The organism is Bifidobacterium sp. LH_558 (assembly GCF_056356295.1).
Genome location: NZ_JBKETZ010000002.1, coordinates 218598 through 235360 on the forward strand (window position 1 = coordinate 218598; position 16763 = coordinate 235360).

Consider the following 16763-nt stretch of genomic DNA (forward strand, 5'->3'; position numbering starts at 1 on the left):
GAAGATGACCGCAAGGCATTCCGCGATGGACTCCACGATGGACTCCATTGCTGCGTCTGCGCCCGAGGCTCCTGTGACGCCCGCCGCGCCAGTGGCATCCGCTGCCACCACAGCATCCGCAGCGTCCACGGCACCCACGCTTGGCCCCACCCCCTCGCGCGCGCGTGAGCGGCGCGGCGAACGCACCCGCGAGGCCACCGACCGCAAAATCGCGCGGGCAACGCTGCAGATTGCCACATCGAAGGGCATCGGCGGCGTGACCATCGAGGAGGTGGCGCGTGTGAGCGGCGTGGCGAAAACCACCATCTACCGCCGCTACCGCAACGCCGACGACCTGCTGAACACGGTGCGCTCCTGGCAGCTCGACGGCTTGCAGGAGCCCGGCGAGTTCGGACCGACGCAGGAGGATTTCACGCGGATGATGGCGCAGGTGGTGCGTCGCTTCGATTCCGGCATCGGCATCAAGGCCGTCGGCATGGTGCTCTCCAGCGAGGGGCCGTTCTTCCGCGGCATCATCGAACAGGTGGTGATGCCGGCCAAGGCGCGCCTGCGGGAGTATGTGCGGCAGGGCGAGCAGTCGGGCGCGTTCCGCCCCGGAATCGACGTGGATTTTCTGTTCGTCACGATTGTGGGATCGATGATCGCCTGCGAAACCCTGCATGGCGAGGTCGACGACGCGTGGGCCGGGAATATCAGTGCGCTGATCTGGCCCACCATCGCCGCATAAAACCGAACCAGCCGGTCACCGACGCATAGCCGTCGGCTTGCGCGATCCGCACCGCGCGGGTTTTGCGCCGCCGCTACGGTCCTTACCGGCTCTACTGGCTGACCGAAGCCTCCTGACGCACGACCTTCAGCGCCTCATTGAAAGCGTCGGTGGTCCAGCTGGCACCGGCCACCGTGTCGACCTCGAGATCCTTAAGCGGCTTGCCATCCACCACGCCGTTGATGGCCTCCGCGAAGGCGTCCTGATGGTTCTGGGAGATCGTGGTGAACGGATGGCCCACGATTTCCACATTATCGATGGCGCCGTCGGTGATGGTGACATGCACGTCGATGGTGTCCTCGCCGATCGGGCCGTACTGGCCGTTGACCGAATACGTGCCGTCGGCGTAGACGCCGGTGTCCTGCTTCTCCTCGTCGGAGGAATCAGCGTCGCCGTCGCTCGAATCAGCATCCGACCCGCCTGAGTTCTGCGCCTGCGATTCGGCGGTTTCACCGGAGTTGCCCGCGTATTCGTCGTCCATCGGCGTGGCCGTCGGCTCGCCGCAACCGGCCAGCAGCGCGCCGGCCACCACCAGCGAAGCGGCGGCGAGCGTCGCCACGCGCACAGTGGATTTCGGATTCAGTTCCTTCTCGTCGTTCATAGCTTCCACCTTATTCATTCCAATCCCAACATCATGTGCCATGTTCCACCTCACCCGTCATTCCGAGCATCCCACCCGTCATTCCGAGCGTAGTCGAGGAATCCCACAACCGAGATCCTTCGACTCCGGCTGGAAGCCTCCGCTCAGGATGACGGCATCGATGCATCAGGCGATGCCGTCACCTGTTTTCGCCGCCTTGGTGGGGTTTGCGAACGCGACCGGGGCGTCGCCGTCGTGCTGCGCGCCTTCGGCGGTCGAACCGGTGAAGGCGGGCTTGCCGCCGGCCGCCTCGTAGGCCTCACGGGCGGCTGCGTTGTTCCACTGTTCACCCACGAGCACGCCGTGGTTGAGCATGATCTGGCGGTCGGCGCAACTGGCGACCAGCGCGTCATGCGTCACCACGATGATCGTGGTGCCCTGCTCGTGCAGCTGGCGGAACAGGTCGAGCACGATTTTCTCGTTCTTCTCGTCGAGGTTGCCGGTGGGCTCGTCGGCGAGGATGAGCTTGGGGCAGTTGATCAGCGCGCGGGCGATGCACACGCGCTGCTGCTCGCCGCCGGAAAGCTGGCCGGGCAGGTGGTGCGCGCGGTCCTTCAATCCCACGCGATCCAACGCATCCAGCGCCTGCTGCTGGTTGACGACGGAATGGTAGTACTGCGCAACCATCACGTTCTCCACGGCCGTCAGATGCGGCACGAGATAGAACTTCTGGAACACCAGACCGATCATGTTCTTGCGCACGTCGGCCAGCTGCGAGGCGTTGAGATCCTCCAGCTTGCGGCCTTCAAGGCTGACGGAACCCTTGGAGGGGGTGTCCATGCAGCCGATCATGTTCATCAGGGTGGTTTTGCCGGAGCCCGACGAGCCGACGATGGCGAGCCACTGGCCGGCGGGCACGGTAAGCGTCAGGTCGTCGACCGCATGCAGGTCGCCGTAGATTTTCGAAATATGATCCAATTCAAGCAGCATGATTATTCCTCTCTTAGGACGACGGCGGGGTCGATGCGGGTGGCGCGGCGCACCGGGGAGACGGAGGCGATCACGGCGAGCAGCATGCTCAGCAGCACCGAGGCCACGCCGAGCAAGCCGTTGAACGCCAGCGTGCGTTCGAAGACGTTCTCGCACAGCACGCGGGCGAGCGCGTAGCCCAATCCCATGCCGACCAGGCCGCCGATCAAACCGTATAGCGCGGATTCCACGAAGAACTCCGCCGCCACCGAGCCCGACGAAGCGCCGAGCGCCTTACGCAGGCCGATTTCGTTGCGTCGCTGCGAGACGATGGACGACATGGTGGTGGAGACGCCGACGAGGGTGAGCACCAGCACCACCAGCGAGACGATCCAGAACAGGGTTTGCAGCATGGCGATGATGCGCTGGTTGGAGGCGGTCATTTTGGTGACCTGCTGCGCGGAGACGCCGAGTTCGGTGTTGCCGTTGAGCGCGGAGACCAATGTGCTCAGTTGTTCGTCGCCGGCGCTGGATGAGAATTCGATCACGTCCGGTCCACGTTCGCCGGCGATGGCATCGACGTCCGAGGCGATGGCGTAGACGATTTCGTCCTCGCTGCCGCCGGTGTCGAGAATGCCGGCGACGCGATAGTCCACGCCGTCGGTTTCGAGAATGTCGGTGGAGACGCGGCCGTCGCGCATCTGCCCGGACACCGAGTCGGTGTCAGAGTCGGATGATGCACTCGTATCGGCATCATCGCGGTAGCCGATGGTGATGGTGGAGCCGACTTCCAATCCCATCGCCTCGGCCACGTCGGTGCCGACCAGCACATTGCCTTCGCTGGGCCACGAGCCGTCCACGCTCCAGTGGCGGTTCAACGCCTGCACCTCGCTCACGTCGATGCCGGCGAGCACATAGGGGGCGGAGTTGATGCGCACCGTCTCATAGCGGTAGGTGGCGGCGCGCGCTTCGGCCACATCGTTCACTTCGTCTTCGATGGCCCGCACGGTGGCGTCGTCCAGTCCGGTTTGCGATGTGACGATGAGGTTCGCGCCATACGAGCGCATCTCCTCGTTCATCTGCTGCGGCACGGTCAGGCAGATCGCGGCCAGGCAGAACAGGGTCGCGGCCCCCACCAGCGAGGCGACCACCGCCATCAGCGCGCGCGAACGGCGGCGGAACACCGCGCCGAACAGCATCGTGAAAAACATCCTACGATTCGAAAAATTAGTCGAGACTTGCATACCAAACTCACCTACCGTGGAGGACTTTGGCTGACGAACAGTCCAGTGGACTGTTCGTGACCGAGACCGCAGCCGCGGTCGAGATTAACGAGCGGGTCTTAACGTCCATGCAACACCTCCGCGGACAGACGATCCAGTGGATCGTCTGTGACCGAGACCGCAGCTGCGGTCGAGCCATACAAGCAGACCTAGCGTCCATGGAGAACCTCCGCCGGACGTACCCGCAATATCGACCGCATCGACGAAACCGACGCGAGCAGAATCGTCAGCGTGAGCAGCACGAACACGAGCACGAACACCATCGGCCGCATGGTGATGCCCGACGCGAACACCACCTGTCCGATCAGCTGCGCGACGGCGGATCCCAATCCCGCGCCGACCAGCGCGCCAGCCAGCGAAATCACGGCGGTTTCCATCAGCATCAGGCGGATCACCGCGCCGTCGGTCGCGCCGATGGCCTTCAGCAGCGCCAGTTCGGCCGAACGCTCACCAATCGAGGCGGCCATCAGGTTCGCCACGGCGATGGCGGCGGCGAGCAGACTCAGCGCGGTCATCACAATCATCACCGCACGCGTTTTGGTGAGCACGTCGCCCTGCAGGGAGGCGACCTGACGCACCTGCTTGGCCACGGCGCCCGGAATCACCTCCTCGATCTGGTAGGCGATGGACGAGGCGTACGCGGTGCAATACCACGTCTCCCAATCCTCCTGGCTGAGCGCGGCCGGGTTCTTCGCGGCGCGGCGGGCCAGGTCGTTTTCGGGGGTGGTGAGCGCCTTGACCTCGATTTTGTCGACCTTGTCGGGCAGGTCGGCGAGTATCTGCGCCACCGACGAGGGCATGTACAGCGAGCCGTTCTCCTCGTCGCCGGAATCGTAGATGCCGACGATTTCAAGCTCCTGCGTGTGGGCGTTCCCGGAGGTGGTCTGCTTGGTCAGAGTGATCGTGTCGCCCACGCCCACACCCAACTGTTCGGCGAGCTCCCGGCCCATCATGCCCTGCGCGGTGTCGTCTTCGGGCCATTCGCCTTCAACGGTCCACCACGAACGCATGCCTTCGACGCCCGCCACCGTGGTTTCGCCGGTTTCGAGCTGCAAAGTTTTGTTGAACCAAGTGCCGACGATGGGCACGCTGGTCTCGCCGATGGAGGCGCGGATGTTGAGCTGAGGCGCGAAATTGGTGATGTTGAACGCCCAGAAGATGGTTTTGATCTTCACCGCGTCCGACTCGTTGAGGAACGAGGTCGGGTCGGATTCGCTTATGTCCGATTCGGTGGAATACAGGTCGGAGATCACCGCGTCGGATTTGGGCTGCACGGTGATGTTCGAGCCGTAGGTGGAGAGTTCGGCGTTGAGCTTGTCGCCCACGTCGAACACCACGCCGAGCATCGCCACCGACACGGTGGCCGACAGGCATACGGTCACGGCGATGAGCAGGCGGCGGCGCAGCTGCCTGCTGAAGGAGCGGAATATCATTCGCAGAAAGAACATCACGCCTCCTTACTGGAAATGCGCCGACAGGGCGTCGAGGGTGGAAGTCTGGATGGTGATCTCGCCGTCGCCCACCGTGTAGTCGAAGGGCACCGGGTTGCAGCCGCCCTTGAAGCCGATGGTCGCGAGGTTGATGGCCACGTCGCAGCGCTTGCAAATGATTTTGCCGTCCTGCTCGTAGTAGCCCGCGTCGCCGCAGGTTTCGCAGGCGTCGAGGCCGATGCCGTACGCGCCGCCGTTCTTTTTGATGATGATGAAGCGCATCACGGTGCCGTCTTCGGCGGTGTATTCGAAGCGGTGCAGATGGCCGTCGCTCACCTGGTCGAAGGTGATGGTGGCCACGCCGTCTTGCAGCGAATAGGGCTCCGGCTCGGAGAGTTCGGGCACTTTGTTGTTCTCGTACACACCCCAGGTGAGCGAGACGGTTGCGGCGATCATCGCGATCAGACTCCACACGGCCGCCGCCTTGGCGCGGCGCTTGAAGGCGATATGCGAGCGGACGATGGCTTCGTTCGCGCCTGTTTTCGGCATACGGAAGCCCGCCACCATGGAGGCCACGGCGGGGATGATGAACACCAGCGCCTGCGCGATGGTCAGTTGCGTGGTGTGGTTGTGGAACAGGATCAACGTGCGGAAGGCCGGGCCATGCAGCACGAGGATGAGCATGTTCATCATCAGCGCGAACAGCTCGGTCAGGTGGTGGATGAGGTTCAGCACCACCACCAGCAGGGCCGCGAGGGTGAAGGACAAGCGCACGGCGGTCGACCGCATGGTGCGGAAAATCGCCGCCACCACGACGGCGGTGCCGATGCCGAGCGCGAAGCCCAGCGCGCGCAGCAGCATTTCGGAGGTGAAGGGGGATTCGTCCGGCTCCACGAAGTTGGTCAGCTGCAGGATCACGTCCGGCGTGCTGTAGAACGTGGTGAACGCGATGCCCGCCGCCGCCACGGCATTGGCCGCATGCAGGGCGATTGCGTGCCGATGCCAGTCGCGCGTGAGTTTGCGGGCGGCGAGGACGACGGCGATCATCAGCACGTCGAAGATGACGCAGGCGATCAGCGTCGGCAGGTTCACCGTGGAACGACGGTCGACCACGGCCGTCGCACGCAGCGCGGCGAACACGACCGCGCCCGTCAGGCCAATCAGCAGGCCGGCCAGACGCCAGCGCGCACTGACGGGCTTGTCACGCCCCTCGCCCACGGTGAGGAGCACGCTCATGCACATCACCAGCAAGCACGGGCCGAGCATCCCCGGCAGCGCCTGCACATATTGCCCCAGCATTCGTCTCCTTTGGTTCGACTATCGCAAGATAGCCCTGAGTACGGTGATGGGCACTTCACGTATTTGGACGTGAAGTGCCCTAACCGAGAGCTGTTATCGTTCTCGACAACCGTAGCTGTTCACTAGCTAATCATTGTTGCGCGCCGAAATTGTGGCGCGCTTGAAATCCGATAGAGAGCCCACTGGGCTCTCTATTATTCGGATTTCACCATTGATGCACGGTGTAATCCCAGTCGAAGGTGGCCTCGAGGGGTTCGGTCCAGAAGCTGCCGGTCACACCGGTCTCCTTGTCGACGTGCAGCAGCCAGCCGTTCTCCTCCGGGGAGTGGATGGTGAAGGTCAGCGTGTACTCGCCGTCCTGGTCAAGCGCGAGGTTCGCGCCGTAGTGCGGGCCGTCGGAGGCGTTCATCTCCATGAAGGTGCCTTCCTGCACCACGGAGCCGTCGGACTTGTTGGAGATGGTGTAGTCGACGGTGAGCTTCGGAATGAAGTCGCCTTCGCCGTAGCCCAGGTTGTTGTCGGCCAGGGCGTGGATGTCGGCCTCGAGATGCAGGTTGGACTCGGCGGCGGACAGACCCATGCCGGCCGGTTCCATATCAACCGGCTGGAAGTAGACGGCGGCCACGTTCAGCACGCCGACCTCCTGGTCGGTGCCGATCGGGATCTCTTCGAAGCCGGCCTCATCGGCCGCATCCGCCTCCGTGTCCTCCGTGGTGGTGGAGGTGTCGGCGGTGTCGGAGGTGTCCGACGCGGTGTTGGTGTTGCCGCAGGCGGACAGCGAGAAGGCCATCGAACCGGCGAGCAGAACGCCAAGCAGGGCGGCGAGCTTCTTGTTCTTCAACATGATGTTTCTCTTTTCTTTTCCTTATGTGTTGAATAGGGGAAAACTTGTGGGGTGGGTCAGGCGGCCGTCTTGTCGAGCGTGGCCTTGGCCTTGCGCTGTTTGACGAATCCGACCACGAACAGGGCGATGACGGCCACGGCCGCGAGCGCCTGGGCCACCAGGGTTTCGACGTACGGGTAGAAGCCGAGCCAATCGTTGGTGGGCACGCCTTCGAGGTACATGCCGCCCAGCACATCGCCTTCGATCAGCGCGTGCACGCCGCCGCCGGCGAAGATGACGACCAGAACGGACATCAGGATGCTGGTGACGAGGAAGAACGGACCAATCGGAATCTTCACCGAGGTGAAGCGGATGATCACGAACACAATCACCAACGCCACGGCCGCGGCGATGCCGCCGATCCACATGCCTTGCGAATCCTGGGTCATCGAGTAGATCGACTGGTAGAAGATCACGGTTTCGGCGCCTTCGCGGAACACGGCGAGGAAGCTCAGCATGGCGAGCGAGACCACCGTGCCCAGCGTGGTTTTCTCGGCCGCGCCCACGGAAGTGTTCGCCGCGGCGACCGCGGATTCGGTTTTGGTGCGGATGTAACGGTTCCACGCCTCGACGCTGGACTTGTTGAGCATCCAGTTGCTGGTCCACAGCAGCATGCACATGGCGATGAGCGCGCACACGCCTTCCATGGTCTCCTGCACCGGGCCGGAGCCGCCGAAGAGCAGCGTGAAGATCACGGCGACGATGCCGGAGCCAATCAGGCCCACGACCACGCCGAGGTAGATCCACTTGGTGAAGCGCTTGTTGCCGGACTTCACGAGGTAGGCGATGATGGCGGCCACGACGAGCAGCGCCTCGAGTCCTTCACGCACGAGAATCAGGAAGGCCTGGCCGATGGAGCTGGTGACCCACTTGGTGAAGCCGCTCACGTTCTCGCCCGCGCCGCCGTCGAGTTCGGCGCCGTCTTCGACGAGCATGGTTTTCAGGTCTTCGATGTATTGGGTGGCGTCCTCGCCTTTGACCATGGCCTTGCGCGCGTTCTTGAAGGTGCTTTCCACCTTGGAGACGCGGTCGCCGCCGATGGCGTTCATCACGTTCTTTTCGAAGCCGAGCTTCTCGTAGTACTGGTAGTAGGCGTTGTTCACGCCGTCCGAGCCCTTGGTGCCGTCGGTTTTCGCGTCTTCGAGCGCCTGATCGAGGATTTCGCTCATTTCGGCGGCCACGTCGCTCCACGAGCGGTCGCCGCGGCCGGTGTTCTTGTTCACCTTGTTGGCGTCGAGCACCTCGCGTTCGGCCTTGGTTTTCTCCTCGCGGGCCTTGGCGTAGTCGCGCGGCTTAGCGAGTTCGGTATTGGCGTCGAGTGTGGCCGCGGTGGTGTCGAGTTCAGCGCTAAGCGCGGCGGTCTGCGTATCGATGTCGGCTTCGGAACCCTGCTTGTAGGCCAGCTGTTGGATGGAGCGGAACTGCTGGGTCTGCGACTGGTAGGTTTCCGCACCGATGGTGTCGTTGGTCACGGTCGCGAAGTTGGAGGCCACATAGATGGCGTTGAGCGCGGCGCTGAAGTCGGCCGCCGCTCCGGCGCGGTCGCCGTCCTTATAGGTCTGCGAGCCTTCGGCCAGACGCGCGTCGATCGCGTCGGCGATGGCGCTCCAGGAGTCGTAGTCGGCATCGTCTTCATCCGCGTGGGCCGTCGCCGGCGTCATCATCGCGGCCATCATCAGCACCGCCACCATCAGCGCCAACCATGCGCCCAGCTTCGCCGTCACGCGGCCGGTGCCGCGGGATGCCGTCGCCATGCGTGCAGACATGCCTGTTCCTCTCTCTTATCAGGTTGCGTCTTTGGGAAGTCCAAAGCCTCACGATAGAGAAAAAAATTGTTGAACAACAGTCTTGTTTTTCTGATTTTCTTGGTGTATAAAGCGACGGTTTCGCCCGTGAAAAAGCGTTGTACCGCACTTTGACTGACCCTCGGCCGTCGGCGATGGCCACCGAAGCGTCTCTTATTGTGGTCATCGCCAGCCAGCGTTTCGCATTGTGGACGGGGCCGGCGGCGGAATTTACGCGGGAAACGGCGAACCTCCATAATTTGCGCCGCTGACCAAAAGTCATCGGCGGAATTTACGCGGCAAACGGCGCAGTTCCGTAATATCTGCCACTGACTCAATCTCAGCGATCAGATTTACGCGAGGCACCCATCAGCATGGCCGCGACGGACCACACGCCACACCCTGGCTTTCAGGAAGCGTTCAGGTTTTGCTGAGAGGTATAACAGTAACGCACAAGAAAACGCACACAATGCGCGACCATAGTGGTGGCGTAGTCCTGACCGCTGGCGGCTGCGTCGCCGCCGCACGAGAACTGGAGAAGTATCGCATGTTCGTCCTCAGCAACGCTTGGTCGGCGTTGATGCGCCATAAAGGGCGCTCCGCAGCGACCGCGGCCATCGTATTAGTGGTTGTTTTCGGCACCATGACAGCAGCCGCAATCGTGCAGGAGAACACCGAAGCCACCGGTTCCACCCGCGCCGAGCAGACCGCCAACGCGTCCATCCGCCCGAACGCGGCCACATGGGAAAAGGTCTCCGCGACTGACTCATCATCCACGGAACAGTATCTAACCTGGACCGACTACACCACTTTCGCCACCGCGGCGCAGAACGCGGGGCTCAGCTACGACTTCACCGTCACCGAGACGGTCCCCGTGCGCGCGACCGACGGCATCACCGCGCTCTCCGGCGGCAGCGTCGACGGCGAGGATGACGACACCACCGGCGGCGCGCTGATCTGGCGCGCGTTCTACACGCTGGACGCGGCGCATGCCAACGATATGGGCCGTTACAAGGTGATCGAAGGCAAGCATCTGAACTACAGCACCAGCACCACGGACACCACCGGCGCGCTGATCTCGCAGGCCTTCGCCGACGAGAACGGCCTGGAAGTCGGCGACACCTTCGAAGTGGCCACCGCGTCCGACGCCGACACCACCTACGAGCTCACCGTGCGCGGCATCTACGAATACGTGGCCGAAGCCAGCACCGACAATCCGGTGACCGCCGCGCGCAACCGCGAGAACGCGATCTACACGAACTACCCCTCCTTCTCCAACGCCGGACTGGACCCGACCTCCAGCGACGGCGCAAGCGGCTGGGCGATCCCCGACCTTGACGTGCTGTTCAACGTCGGCACCTCCGATTCCTACGAATCCTTCGTCACCGCCGTGAAGGACACCGGCGAGCTGGACGGCTATGAGGTGTCCTCGCCTTCGCTGGAGGCCTACGACGCCTCGATTACGCCGCTGACCAACGCCGCCTCCACCGCCCGCGTGGCGGGTATCGCACTGGCCGCGGTCGGCGGTGTGGCCGTGCTCGCGCTGGCTCTGACGGGTGTGTGCGTCCGCTCCCGCCGCGATGAGATCGGCATGGCCCTGTCGTCCGGAGTGACCCGCGGACGCCTGGGATGGCAGTTCATGCTTGAGGTGTTCATCGTCACGCTGCCGGCGCTAGCCGTCGGCGTGCTGGCGGGCGGTTTCCTCGCCAAGCCGATCGGATCCGCTCTGGTCTCGTATGAGACGCCGGCCACATCCAGCCTGATCTGGCATTCCATATGGCTTGGTTTGGGGGCTGTTCTGGCGATCGCCATCGTGACCGCGCTGCGCACCGTGGCGTTCACGCCGCAGCAGTTGTTCGCCGCGGAAATCCCCGCAGCCACCGACTCCCCCACCCATGACGACGACGCCGATACGGAGGCCCAGGCATGAGCGAGAACGAACTGACGAACGAGGAGAACGCGATGGACGAGAATCTGAAGGACGGCGAAACCGCCGCAGCAGCCCCCGAAACCACGGACGCTACGGAGTCTACGGCAACCGAGGAGCCCACCACGGACGCCGCGGGAGAATCCGCCGAGGAGCCCACGGCTGACGCGACAACCGAGGATGACGAACCCAACGTCGAGTCTGCGGACGAAACCGAAACCGGCGAAGAGATCGAAGAAGAACCCGCATCGGTCGAATTCAGCATTGTATTCGACGAGGATGCGGACGAGGATCTTGTCGCCTTCGACGAGCCCGCGCCGGCCGACGGTCTTGACGCGCTTGGCCTCACCGACGATTTCTCCATCCCGGCCGGCATCGCCGACGAAGCGGACGCGAGCGCAGCCGCCGCGGCCGAAACGGAAGCCGAGGGCGAATCCTCCCTCGATGAGGATTTTGCCGTGCCGCACAGCTCATCGGCGCAGATTACCGCGGACAACGCCCGTCGCGTCGACGAGACGCTGAAACTGGCGCAACAAGACGCCGAGGCGGAGGCGGAAACCGTCGACGGCCACCCCGTCGACCATGCCGCGGCCGCGGAACCTGCCACCTCGCTCGCCTCGCGTATCGACCGCGAGATCATCAGCGGCAGCGAGGATGCGATTCTGCTCAAGTCGTACCCCACCTTCTCCTTCAACAAGGTGACGCTGGCCGGAGCCAAAGGCAAAGTCGACATTCTCAGCGAAGTGGATTTCGCCTGCCATGCGGGCCACACCTACGCCGTCATGCCGGTCGGCGACGAGGATATGGACATTCCCACGGACACGAAACGCGTCGCGCTGATGGGGCTGATGAGCGGCATGACGCTGCCGACCTCCGGCGCGGTGATGAACAAAAGCGCGAACCTGCAGGAGTTGGAACCCATCGAGCTGCGCGGCCATCGCCTCGGCCTGGTGCCGCAGCGGTATGCCGTGCGTCCGGATCTCGACGCCGAAGGCAACGTGCTGTACGCGATGGAGGCCTCGAACCGCAACTTCCTCAAGCCCAAGCCGGTGATCGCCCGCGAACTGCTGGCCCAGGTCGGTTTCGACGAAGCCACCACCGGTGTGGCGATCGGCACGATGCCGCTGGTGCAGCAGCGTCTGGTCGCCATCGCCCGCGCCATCAGCACCGAAGCGCAGGTGTTGATCCTCGACGAGCCGACCCGCGGACTCAACGATGACGAAGCCGTGACGGTGCTGAAGGCGCTGGCCAAGCTGGCGCACAGCGGCGATCCGAAGCATTGCGTGATCATCGTCACCACCGATCAGGAAGTCGCTGACACCGCCGATCAGATCATCCGCGTCTGACGACGGGCGCAACCCCGCCGCCTACGCCATCCACAACCTCAGAAGGCTCGGTCCAACATAACGGACCGAGCCTTCTGCATACTGGGCTATCGCCTAGCCGCGGCATCTCGCGCTCTCCAATCCGCGCACCGTCCACGAACCGTATGCATGACGAACTAATGACAGCCTTCATGACTGTTGAACCGTCACGCAGGTTCCGAGATCAGCGTTCAGATTATGCGCATGTCGTATTGGGCGGCCAGCGCGGGGATGTCGGGCACGCCGTACTGTTCGACGAGTTGCAGCCAGCGGCGTTTGTTCTCCTCACCGAAGCGTTCGGCGCGCGCCGTATAAGCGTCCACGGAAAGGAATTTGGGCGGCACCGACTTGCTGTGGTATTTGTCGGCCACCATCACCGCCTCCTGCTCGAGATTCGCCGGCACGTAGTCGTCGGGCGGCAGCGGTAGCCCTTGGCGCTCCACGTCCTCGCGCGTGAGGCCCACGCCCGTGTGGTTGCGTGCGAACTGGGCGATGTCTTCACGCACACCCTCGCCGATCAGATACTCGTAACCCAGCAGACCATGCAGAATATAGCGTTTTTTGCTGAACTTGAGTTCCTCGCCGTCAGTGCCGTCGTGTTTGAGTACGCGGTAGGTGCCGATATCGTGCAGCAGGCCGCCAATCAGCGTCAGATGCTCGTCCAGCAGACGCGGCGGCGTGGTACCGCCCATCACTCCGTCGGTCGGCGGCACCTCAGCTCCCCGTGGCAGCGTGCATTGGCGCACGAACAGCGCGTTGCGCCGACGCGCCAACTGGCAGGCGATCTGCGCCACGATCACGCAATGGGTATGCACCAGCTCATAGGCGGCCTCGGAAGGCGCGATTTTCCTATGCAGCTCGTCGACTTGCTCCAATGTAGGCACGAATCCGCTCATGCCCACATTGTATGCCGCGCGTTGCGAATCAGATGGAGCGTAGGTGGAAGGTGCCGTCGCGGTTGGAGGCGACGATCATCTGGTCGTTCTCCAAATCGGCCCAGCCCGCTTCGGCCGGCTGCTCGTATCCGGACGACGTCACCACCACGCCGGCATTGCGTCCTTGTTCGTCGCGCAGTTCGCGATAACGCATCACACGGTAGTCGTGCGCCTGCTCGCCGCGGCCGTACTCCTCGTAGACCTCCACGATACGCGCGCTGGTGCGTTCGCGGCCGGCCGCGCATAAGGCGATGAACTGGTCGTTGCTTTGGATCATGCAGTTGTAGCTGGAGCGCGGATACGCCTGGCGCAGTTCGCGCACCGCCTGCGAGACGGCCTCGTCGAGCGCGAAACCGAAGCCGATGTATTCGAGGATCACCGCGAAGAAAATCGCGGAATCGCTGCGTCCGCCGGTGGAAAGGAACACGGGCTGGCTCACCGGATACGTGCGGTTGGTGGTGATGTTGCGGCCGTGCGAATCGGAGATGTCGCCGTTGTGGATGAAGCTCAGCCCGTTGGCGAAGAACGGCTGCTGGTTCTCCATAATCAACGGCAGATTCGAGCTGGCGAGGCGCAGATGCCACAAAGCGCCGCGCGCGGCCTCGCGAGACATGGTCTCGAAGGTGCTGTCGTGGCGCGCGGGAACGGTTGACTTGTACAGTTTGGTGTTCGTTTCGGGCGTGGGCGCGCCGCCATCGGCTGCATTGGCGCGCTCGGCGGGGCTGACGACCTGGGCCACACCCCATCCGTCGTTATGGATTTCGGAGAGCTCGCAGAAGTCCTTAACGAGCTGATCGCCCAGGATATCGCAAAGACTGGCGTTCTCGCCGGCCGTCGCGTATCCCAGTAATCTGCACATAACAGCTCACCATAACGCACATAGGTTACGACGTGCGGCGGCGGTTATAACCATTGCCTATAACCGCCTCATATAGAGCGGAATTCAAGTTTGGTGTGCCGGTTTCGCCGGATAAGGCGAATTTCGCACACCAAACTTTCGGATCAAACGTTTTAGCCGAGCGCCTCTTCGCGGGGCCACACACCAAACTCGATATCGGGCTTTTTCAAGCCCGATATCGCGGGTGTCGAACCGGTTTATGCGGCTGGTCTGTCGGCGCCTTCTTTGGCGGCGGCCGCGGCTGCGGCGCTGACCTTGTCGATTGAAGGCACGGGCGCGGGCTGCGTCACATCGGTGCGCTGCAGACGCGGAGGCCTGCGCGTGCTCACGAACAGCGGCTGCACTTCGACCAGCGGATTGTAGGGCGCCAGTCCGAACCATTTGACCGGAGAGCCGGCCACATGGCGAATCGCGTACTTGGCGGACAGCGACAGCGCGCCGCGCTGCGACACCTTCGACTCCGGCATCAGCGCCTTGTGGATCAGCACGTAGCGGATCGTGCCGATGCCCGGATCGGCGTCCACCTTCGGATAGACGGATTTCTGCTTGGGCAGCTCGCCTGTCTTCGACAGGTCGTGCATGATCTGGTGCAGGTAGGCGGGAATCGACTGCGACACCTTGAACCCCAAGCGAATGCGCACGCGGAACACGTAGTTGGTGCCGAAATCCTCCACCGAGTATTCGCGGGTGAACGGCTCGTCCGAAGTCTCCACGCTCACCGCCCACCAGGCGCGGGCGCGCTTGGGGTGGTCGGCGAAAATCGAGAAGAAGATGTCGGTGTCGAGTCGTTTCATCTCGCAATCGGAGGTGAGGTAGACGATGTTGTCCGCGAAATACGGCACACGGAAGTCGCCGTGCAGCTTGTCGAGCGCGGGCAGGAAGTCCTGCGGCTGCATGTGGCGGCGTTGGGCGCGTTCCAGCTTGGTGCCCTCGTTCCATGTGTACATGATGAACAGAATCGCCAGCGTGAGCAGGATGGTGAACCAACCGCCGTGCAGGAACTTCGCCATGGACGCCACGAAGAACAGCATCTGGATGGCGAGGAACAGCACGGTGAACACCACGGCCCACACGCGCTTGCCCTGATACCACAGGTAGACGCCCAGCAGCACGGTGGTGGTGATCATCGTGATCGTCAGCGCCAGACCGTAGGCGGCGGAGATGTGTTCGGAATCCTTGAAGATGGCGAGCACCGCCAGCGTGGCCACGCACAGCACGATGTTGACGACGGGAATGTACAGCTGGCCGCGGGTGCGGGCCGGATAGCGCACCTGCAGATGCGGCATCCAGTTGAGGCGCGTCGCCTCGGAGACCATGGTGAACGCGCCGGTGATCAGCGCCTGGCTGGCGATGACGCCGGCCGCGACCGACAGCACGACGGCCAGGTAGCGCACGTTGGGACTCATCATCTGGAAGAAGGGATTGAGCGTCGCTGTTTCGGCGAAGGCTGGGTTGTTCTGGTTCTCGAGAATCCACGCGCCTTGGCCGAAGTAGCACAGCACCAGCGCCACCTTGATGAACGGCCAGGTGAAGTAGATGTTGCCGCGTCCCACATGGCCCATGTCGGAGTAAAGCGCCTCGGCACCGGTGATGGAAAGGAACACGGTGCCCATCAGGGCGATGCCGGCGGCGTTGTGCGGGCTGAACAGGAATTCGACGCCGTAGACCGGGTTCAACGCCTCGAACACGCTCCAATCATGGGACAGGTTCAGCACGCCCACCAGCGCAAGGAAGGAGAACCACACCAGCACCACGGAGCCGAACACCTTGCCGATGCGTTCGGTGCCGCGCGACTGCATGGAGAACAGCACCAGAATGATCACCGCGGTGATCATCATCGTCAGCATCGGGTTCTCCTCGAACAACGGCTCCAGCAGCGGAATCGTCTCCAAGCCTTCGACGGCGGAGCTGATCGACATGGCCGGAGTGAGCACCGAATCGGCGAGGAACGCCGCGCCGCCCAGCATGGCGGGGATCACCAGCCACGCACCGCGACGGCGGATCAGCGAATACAGCGCGAAGATGCCGCCCTCGCCGTTGTTGTCGATGCGCATGGCGATCAGCACGTATTTGATGGTGGTGATCAGCGTGATCGACCAGAACACCAGCGACAGCATGCCGAGTACGGCCTCGCGGTCCGCATTCGCGATGCCGCCCTGGCCGGAGAGGAAGGCCTGCGCGGTGTACAGCGGCGAGGTGCCGATGTCGCCGTAGACCACACCCAGCGCGACGATGGCCATGCCCCAGCCGAAACGGTCGGGGCCGGACTGCAGTCGGGCCCACCATCGGCCCAAGGGACCGCGGGTGTGGCTTTTGGCGAGACGCGCGGCCTCCTTGCTTTCGGCTTCCTGCTGCTTGGCAAGCTCTTCCCGCTCCTCGCGGGTCAGCGTGCGCCGGGAGACTTTGGGCGCGTTGGTGAAGGTGTCGGCCCTGAGCAAGGCCTCATCATCACGGGTTGTTGCGCGCGACTTATTATTATGCGTTGACTCCGCCATGCCGCATCCTCCATTGGCGGAGATCCACTCCGCTCATGAACGGTTCGATGTGAACCCTTATGGAATACGTTAGTATCCCGACGAACTTCTCACAAACAAGCCGCCAGTATAAGCCTGTCGCGCCCCACAGGCAAACCGGGCAAAAGCATC

Annotated in this window: 13 protein-coding genes; 3 read left to right on the forward strand and 10 right to left on the reverse strand. The window is 63.3% G+C overall.

Annotation, left to right across the window (positions count from 1 at the left end):
* The first annotated feature begins 4 nt into the window (after window positions 1-4).
* Window positions 5-727: a TetR/AcrR family transcriptional regulator gene (locus AC1AV0_RS03740; RefSeq protein WP_476571235.1), complete on the forward strand. Its 723-nt coding sequence runs from the start codon at window positions 5-7 to the stop codon at window positions 725-727.
* Window positions 728-818: 91 nt separating this feature from the next.
* Here the strand turns inward: AC1AV0_RS03740 and AC1AV0_RS03745 are convergent, their stop codons facing one another.
* From AC1AV0_RS03745 to AC1AV0_RS03775, 7 genes are all read right to left on the reverse strand, one after another.
* Window positions 819-1349 (reverse strand): FMN-binding protein, encoded by a 531-nt coding sequence (locus tag AC1AV0_RS03745; protein ID WP_476571627.1) that lies wholly within the window; start codon window positions 1347-1349, stop codon window positions 819-821.
* 183 nt (window positions 1350-1532) lie between these two features.
* The gene (locus AC1AV0_RS03750; RefSeq protein ID WP_476571237.1) at window positions 1533-2336 is read right to left on the reverse strand and encodes an ABC transporter ATP-binding protein; all 804 of its coding nucleotides are present in this window, start codon (window positions 2334-2336) and stop codon (window positions 1533-1535) included.
* A 2-nt stretch (window positions 2337-2338) separates the two neighbouring features.
* Window positions 2339-3526 carry an ABC transporter permease gene (locus AC1AV0_RS03755; RefSeq protein ID WP_476571239.1) on the reverse strand — a complete coding sequence of 396 codons (1188 nt, stop codon included), beginning with the start codon at window positions 3524-3526 and terminating at the stop codon, window positions 2339-2341.
* A 221-nt stretch (window positions 3527-3747) separates the two neighbouring features.
* Window positions 3748-5046, reverse strand: coding sequence for an ABC transporter permease (locus tag AC1AV0_RS03760; protein WP_476571241.1), 1299 nt, complete (start codon window positions 5044-5046; stop codon window positions 3748-3750).
* A 9-nt stretch (window positions 5047-5055) separates the two neighbouring features.
* On the reverse strand, window positions 5056-6327 hold the full coding sequence (locus tag AC1AV0_RS03765; protein WP_476571243.1) for a Fe-S-containing protein: 1272 nt from the start codon (window positions 6325-6327) through the stop codon (window positions 5056-5058).
* Window positions 6328-6532: 205 nt separating this feature from the next.
* The gene (locus AC1AV0_RS03770) at window positions 6533-7171 is read right to left on the reverse strand and encodes an iron transporter (protein ID WP_476571245.1); all 639 of its coding nucleotides are present in this window, start codon (window positions 7169-7171) and stop codon (window positions 6533-6535) included.
* Window positions 7172-7227: 56 nt separating this feature from the next.
* Window positions 7228-8964, reverse strand: a complete 1737-nt coding sequence (locus AC1AV0_RS03775) for an FTR1 family iron permease (protein ID WP_476571629.1) — start codon at window positions 8962-8964, stop codon at window positions 7228-7230.
* A gap of 499 nt (window positions 8965-9463) precedes the next feature.
* Between AC1AV0_RS03775 and AC1AV0_RS03780 the strand changes: the two genes are divergently transcribed.
* Window positions 9464-10924 carry an ABC transporter permease gene (locus AC1AV0_RS03780; RefSeq protein WP_476571246.1) on the forward strand — a complete coding sequence of 487 codons (1461 nt, stop codon included), beginning with the start codon at window positions 9464-9466 and terminating at the stop codon, window positions 10922-10924.
* Window positions 10921-12267 carry an ATP-binding cassette domain-containing protein gene (locus tag AC1AV0_RS03785; RefSeq protein ID WP_476571248.1) on the forward strand — a complete coding sequence of 449 codons (1347 nt, stop codon included), beginning with the start codon at window positions 10921-10923 and terminating at the stop codon, window positions 12265-12267. The genes AC1AV0_RS03780 and AC1AV0_RS03785 overlap by 4 nt, the downstream gene beginning before the upstream one ends.
* Window positions 12268-12476: 209 nt before the next feature.
* Here AC1AV0_RS03785 and AC1AV0_RS03790 read toward each other — a convergent pair whose 3' ends face one another.
* The 3 genes from AC1AV0_RS03790 to AC1AV0_RS03800 all read right to left on the reverse strand — a co-directional run bounded on the left by AC1AV0_RS03790 (window position 12477) and on the right by AC1AV0_RS03800 (window position 16613).
* The gene (locus tag AC1AV0_RS03790; RefSeq protein WP_476571250.1) at window positions 12477-13181 is read right to left on the reverse strand and encodes an HD domain-containing protein; all 705 of its coding nucleotides are present in this window, start codon (window positions 13179-13181) and stop codon (window positions 12477-12479) included.
* 28 nt (window positions 13182-13209) lie between these two features.
* Complete coding sequence (locus AC1AV0_RS03795) at window positions 13210-14079, reverse strand: class II glutamine amidotransferase (RefSeq protein ID WP_476571252.1); 870 nt, start codon at window positions 14077-14079, stop codon at window positions 13210-13212.
* Window positions 14080-14315: 236 nt separating this feature from the next.
* A complete protein-coding gene (locus tag AC1AV0_RS03800; RefSeq protein ID WP_476571254.1) occupies window positions 14316-16613 on the reverse strand; it encodes a KUP/HAK/KT family potassium transporter in 2298 nt (765 codons plus the stop codon).
* Between the last annotated feature and the right edge of the window lie 150 nt (window positions 16614-16763).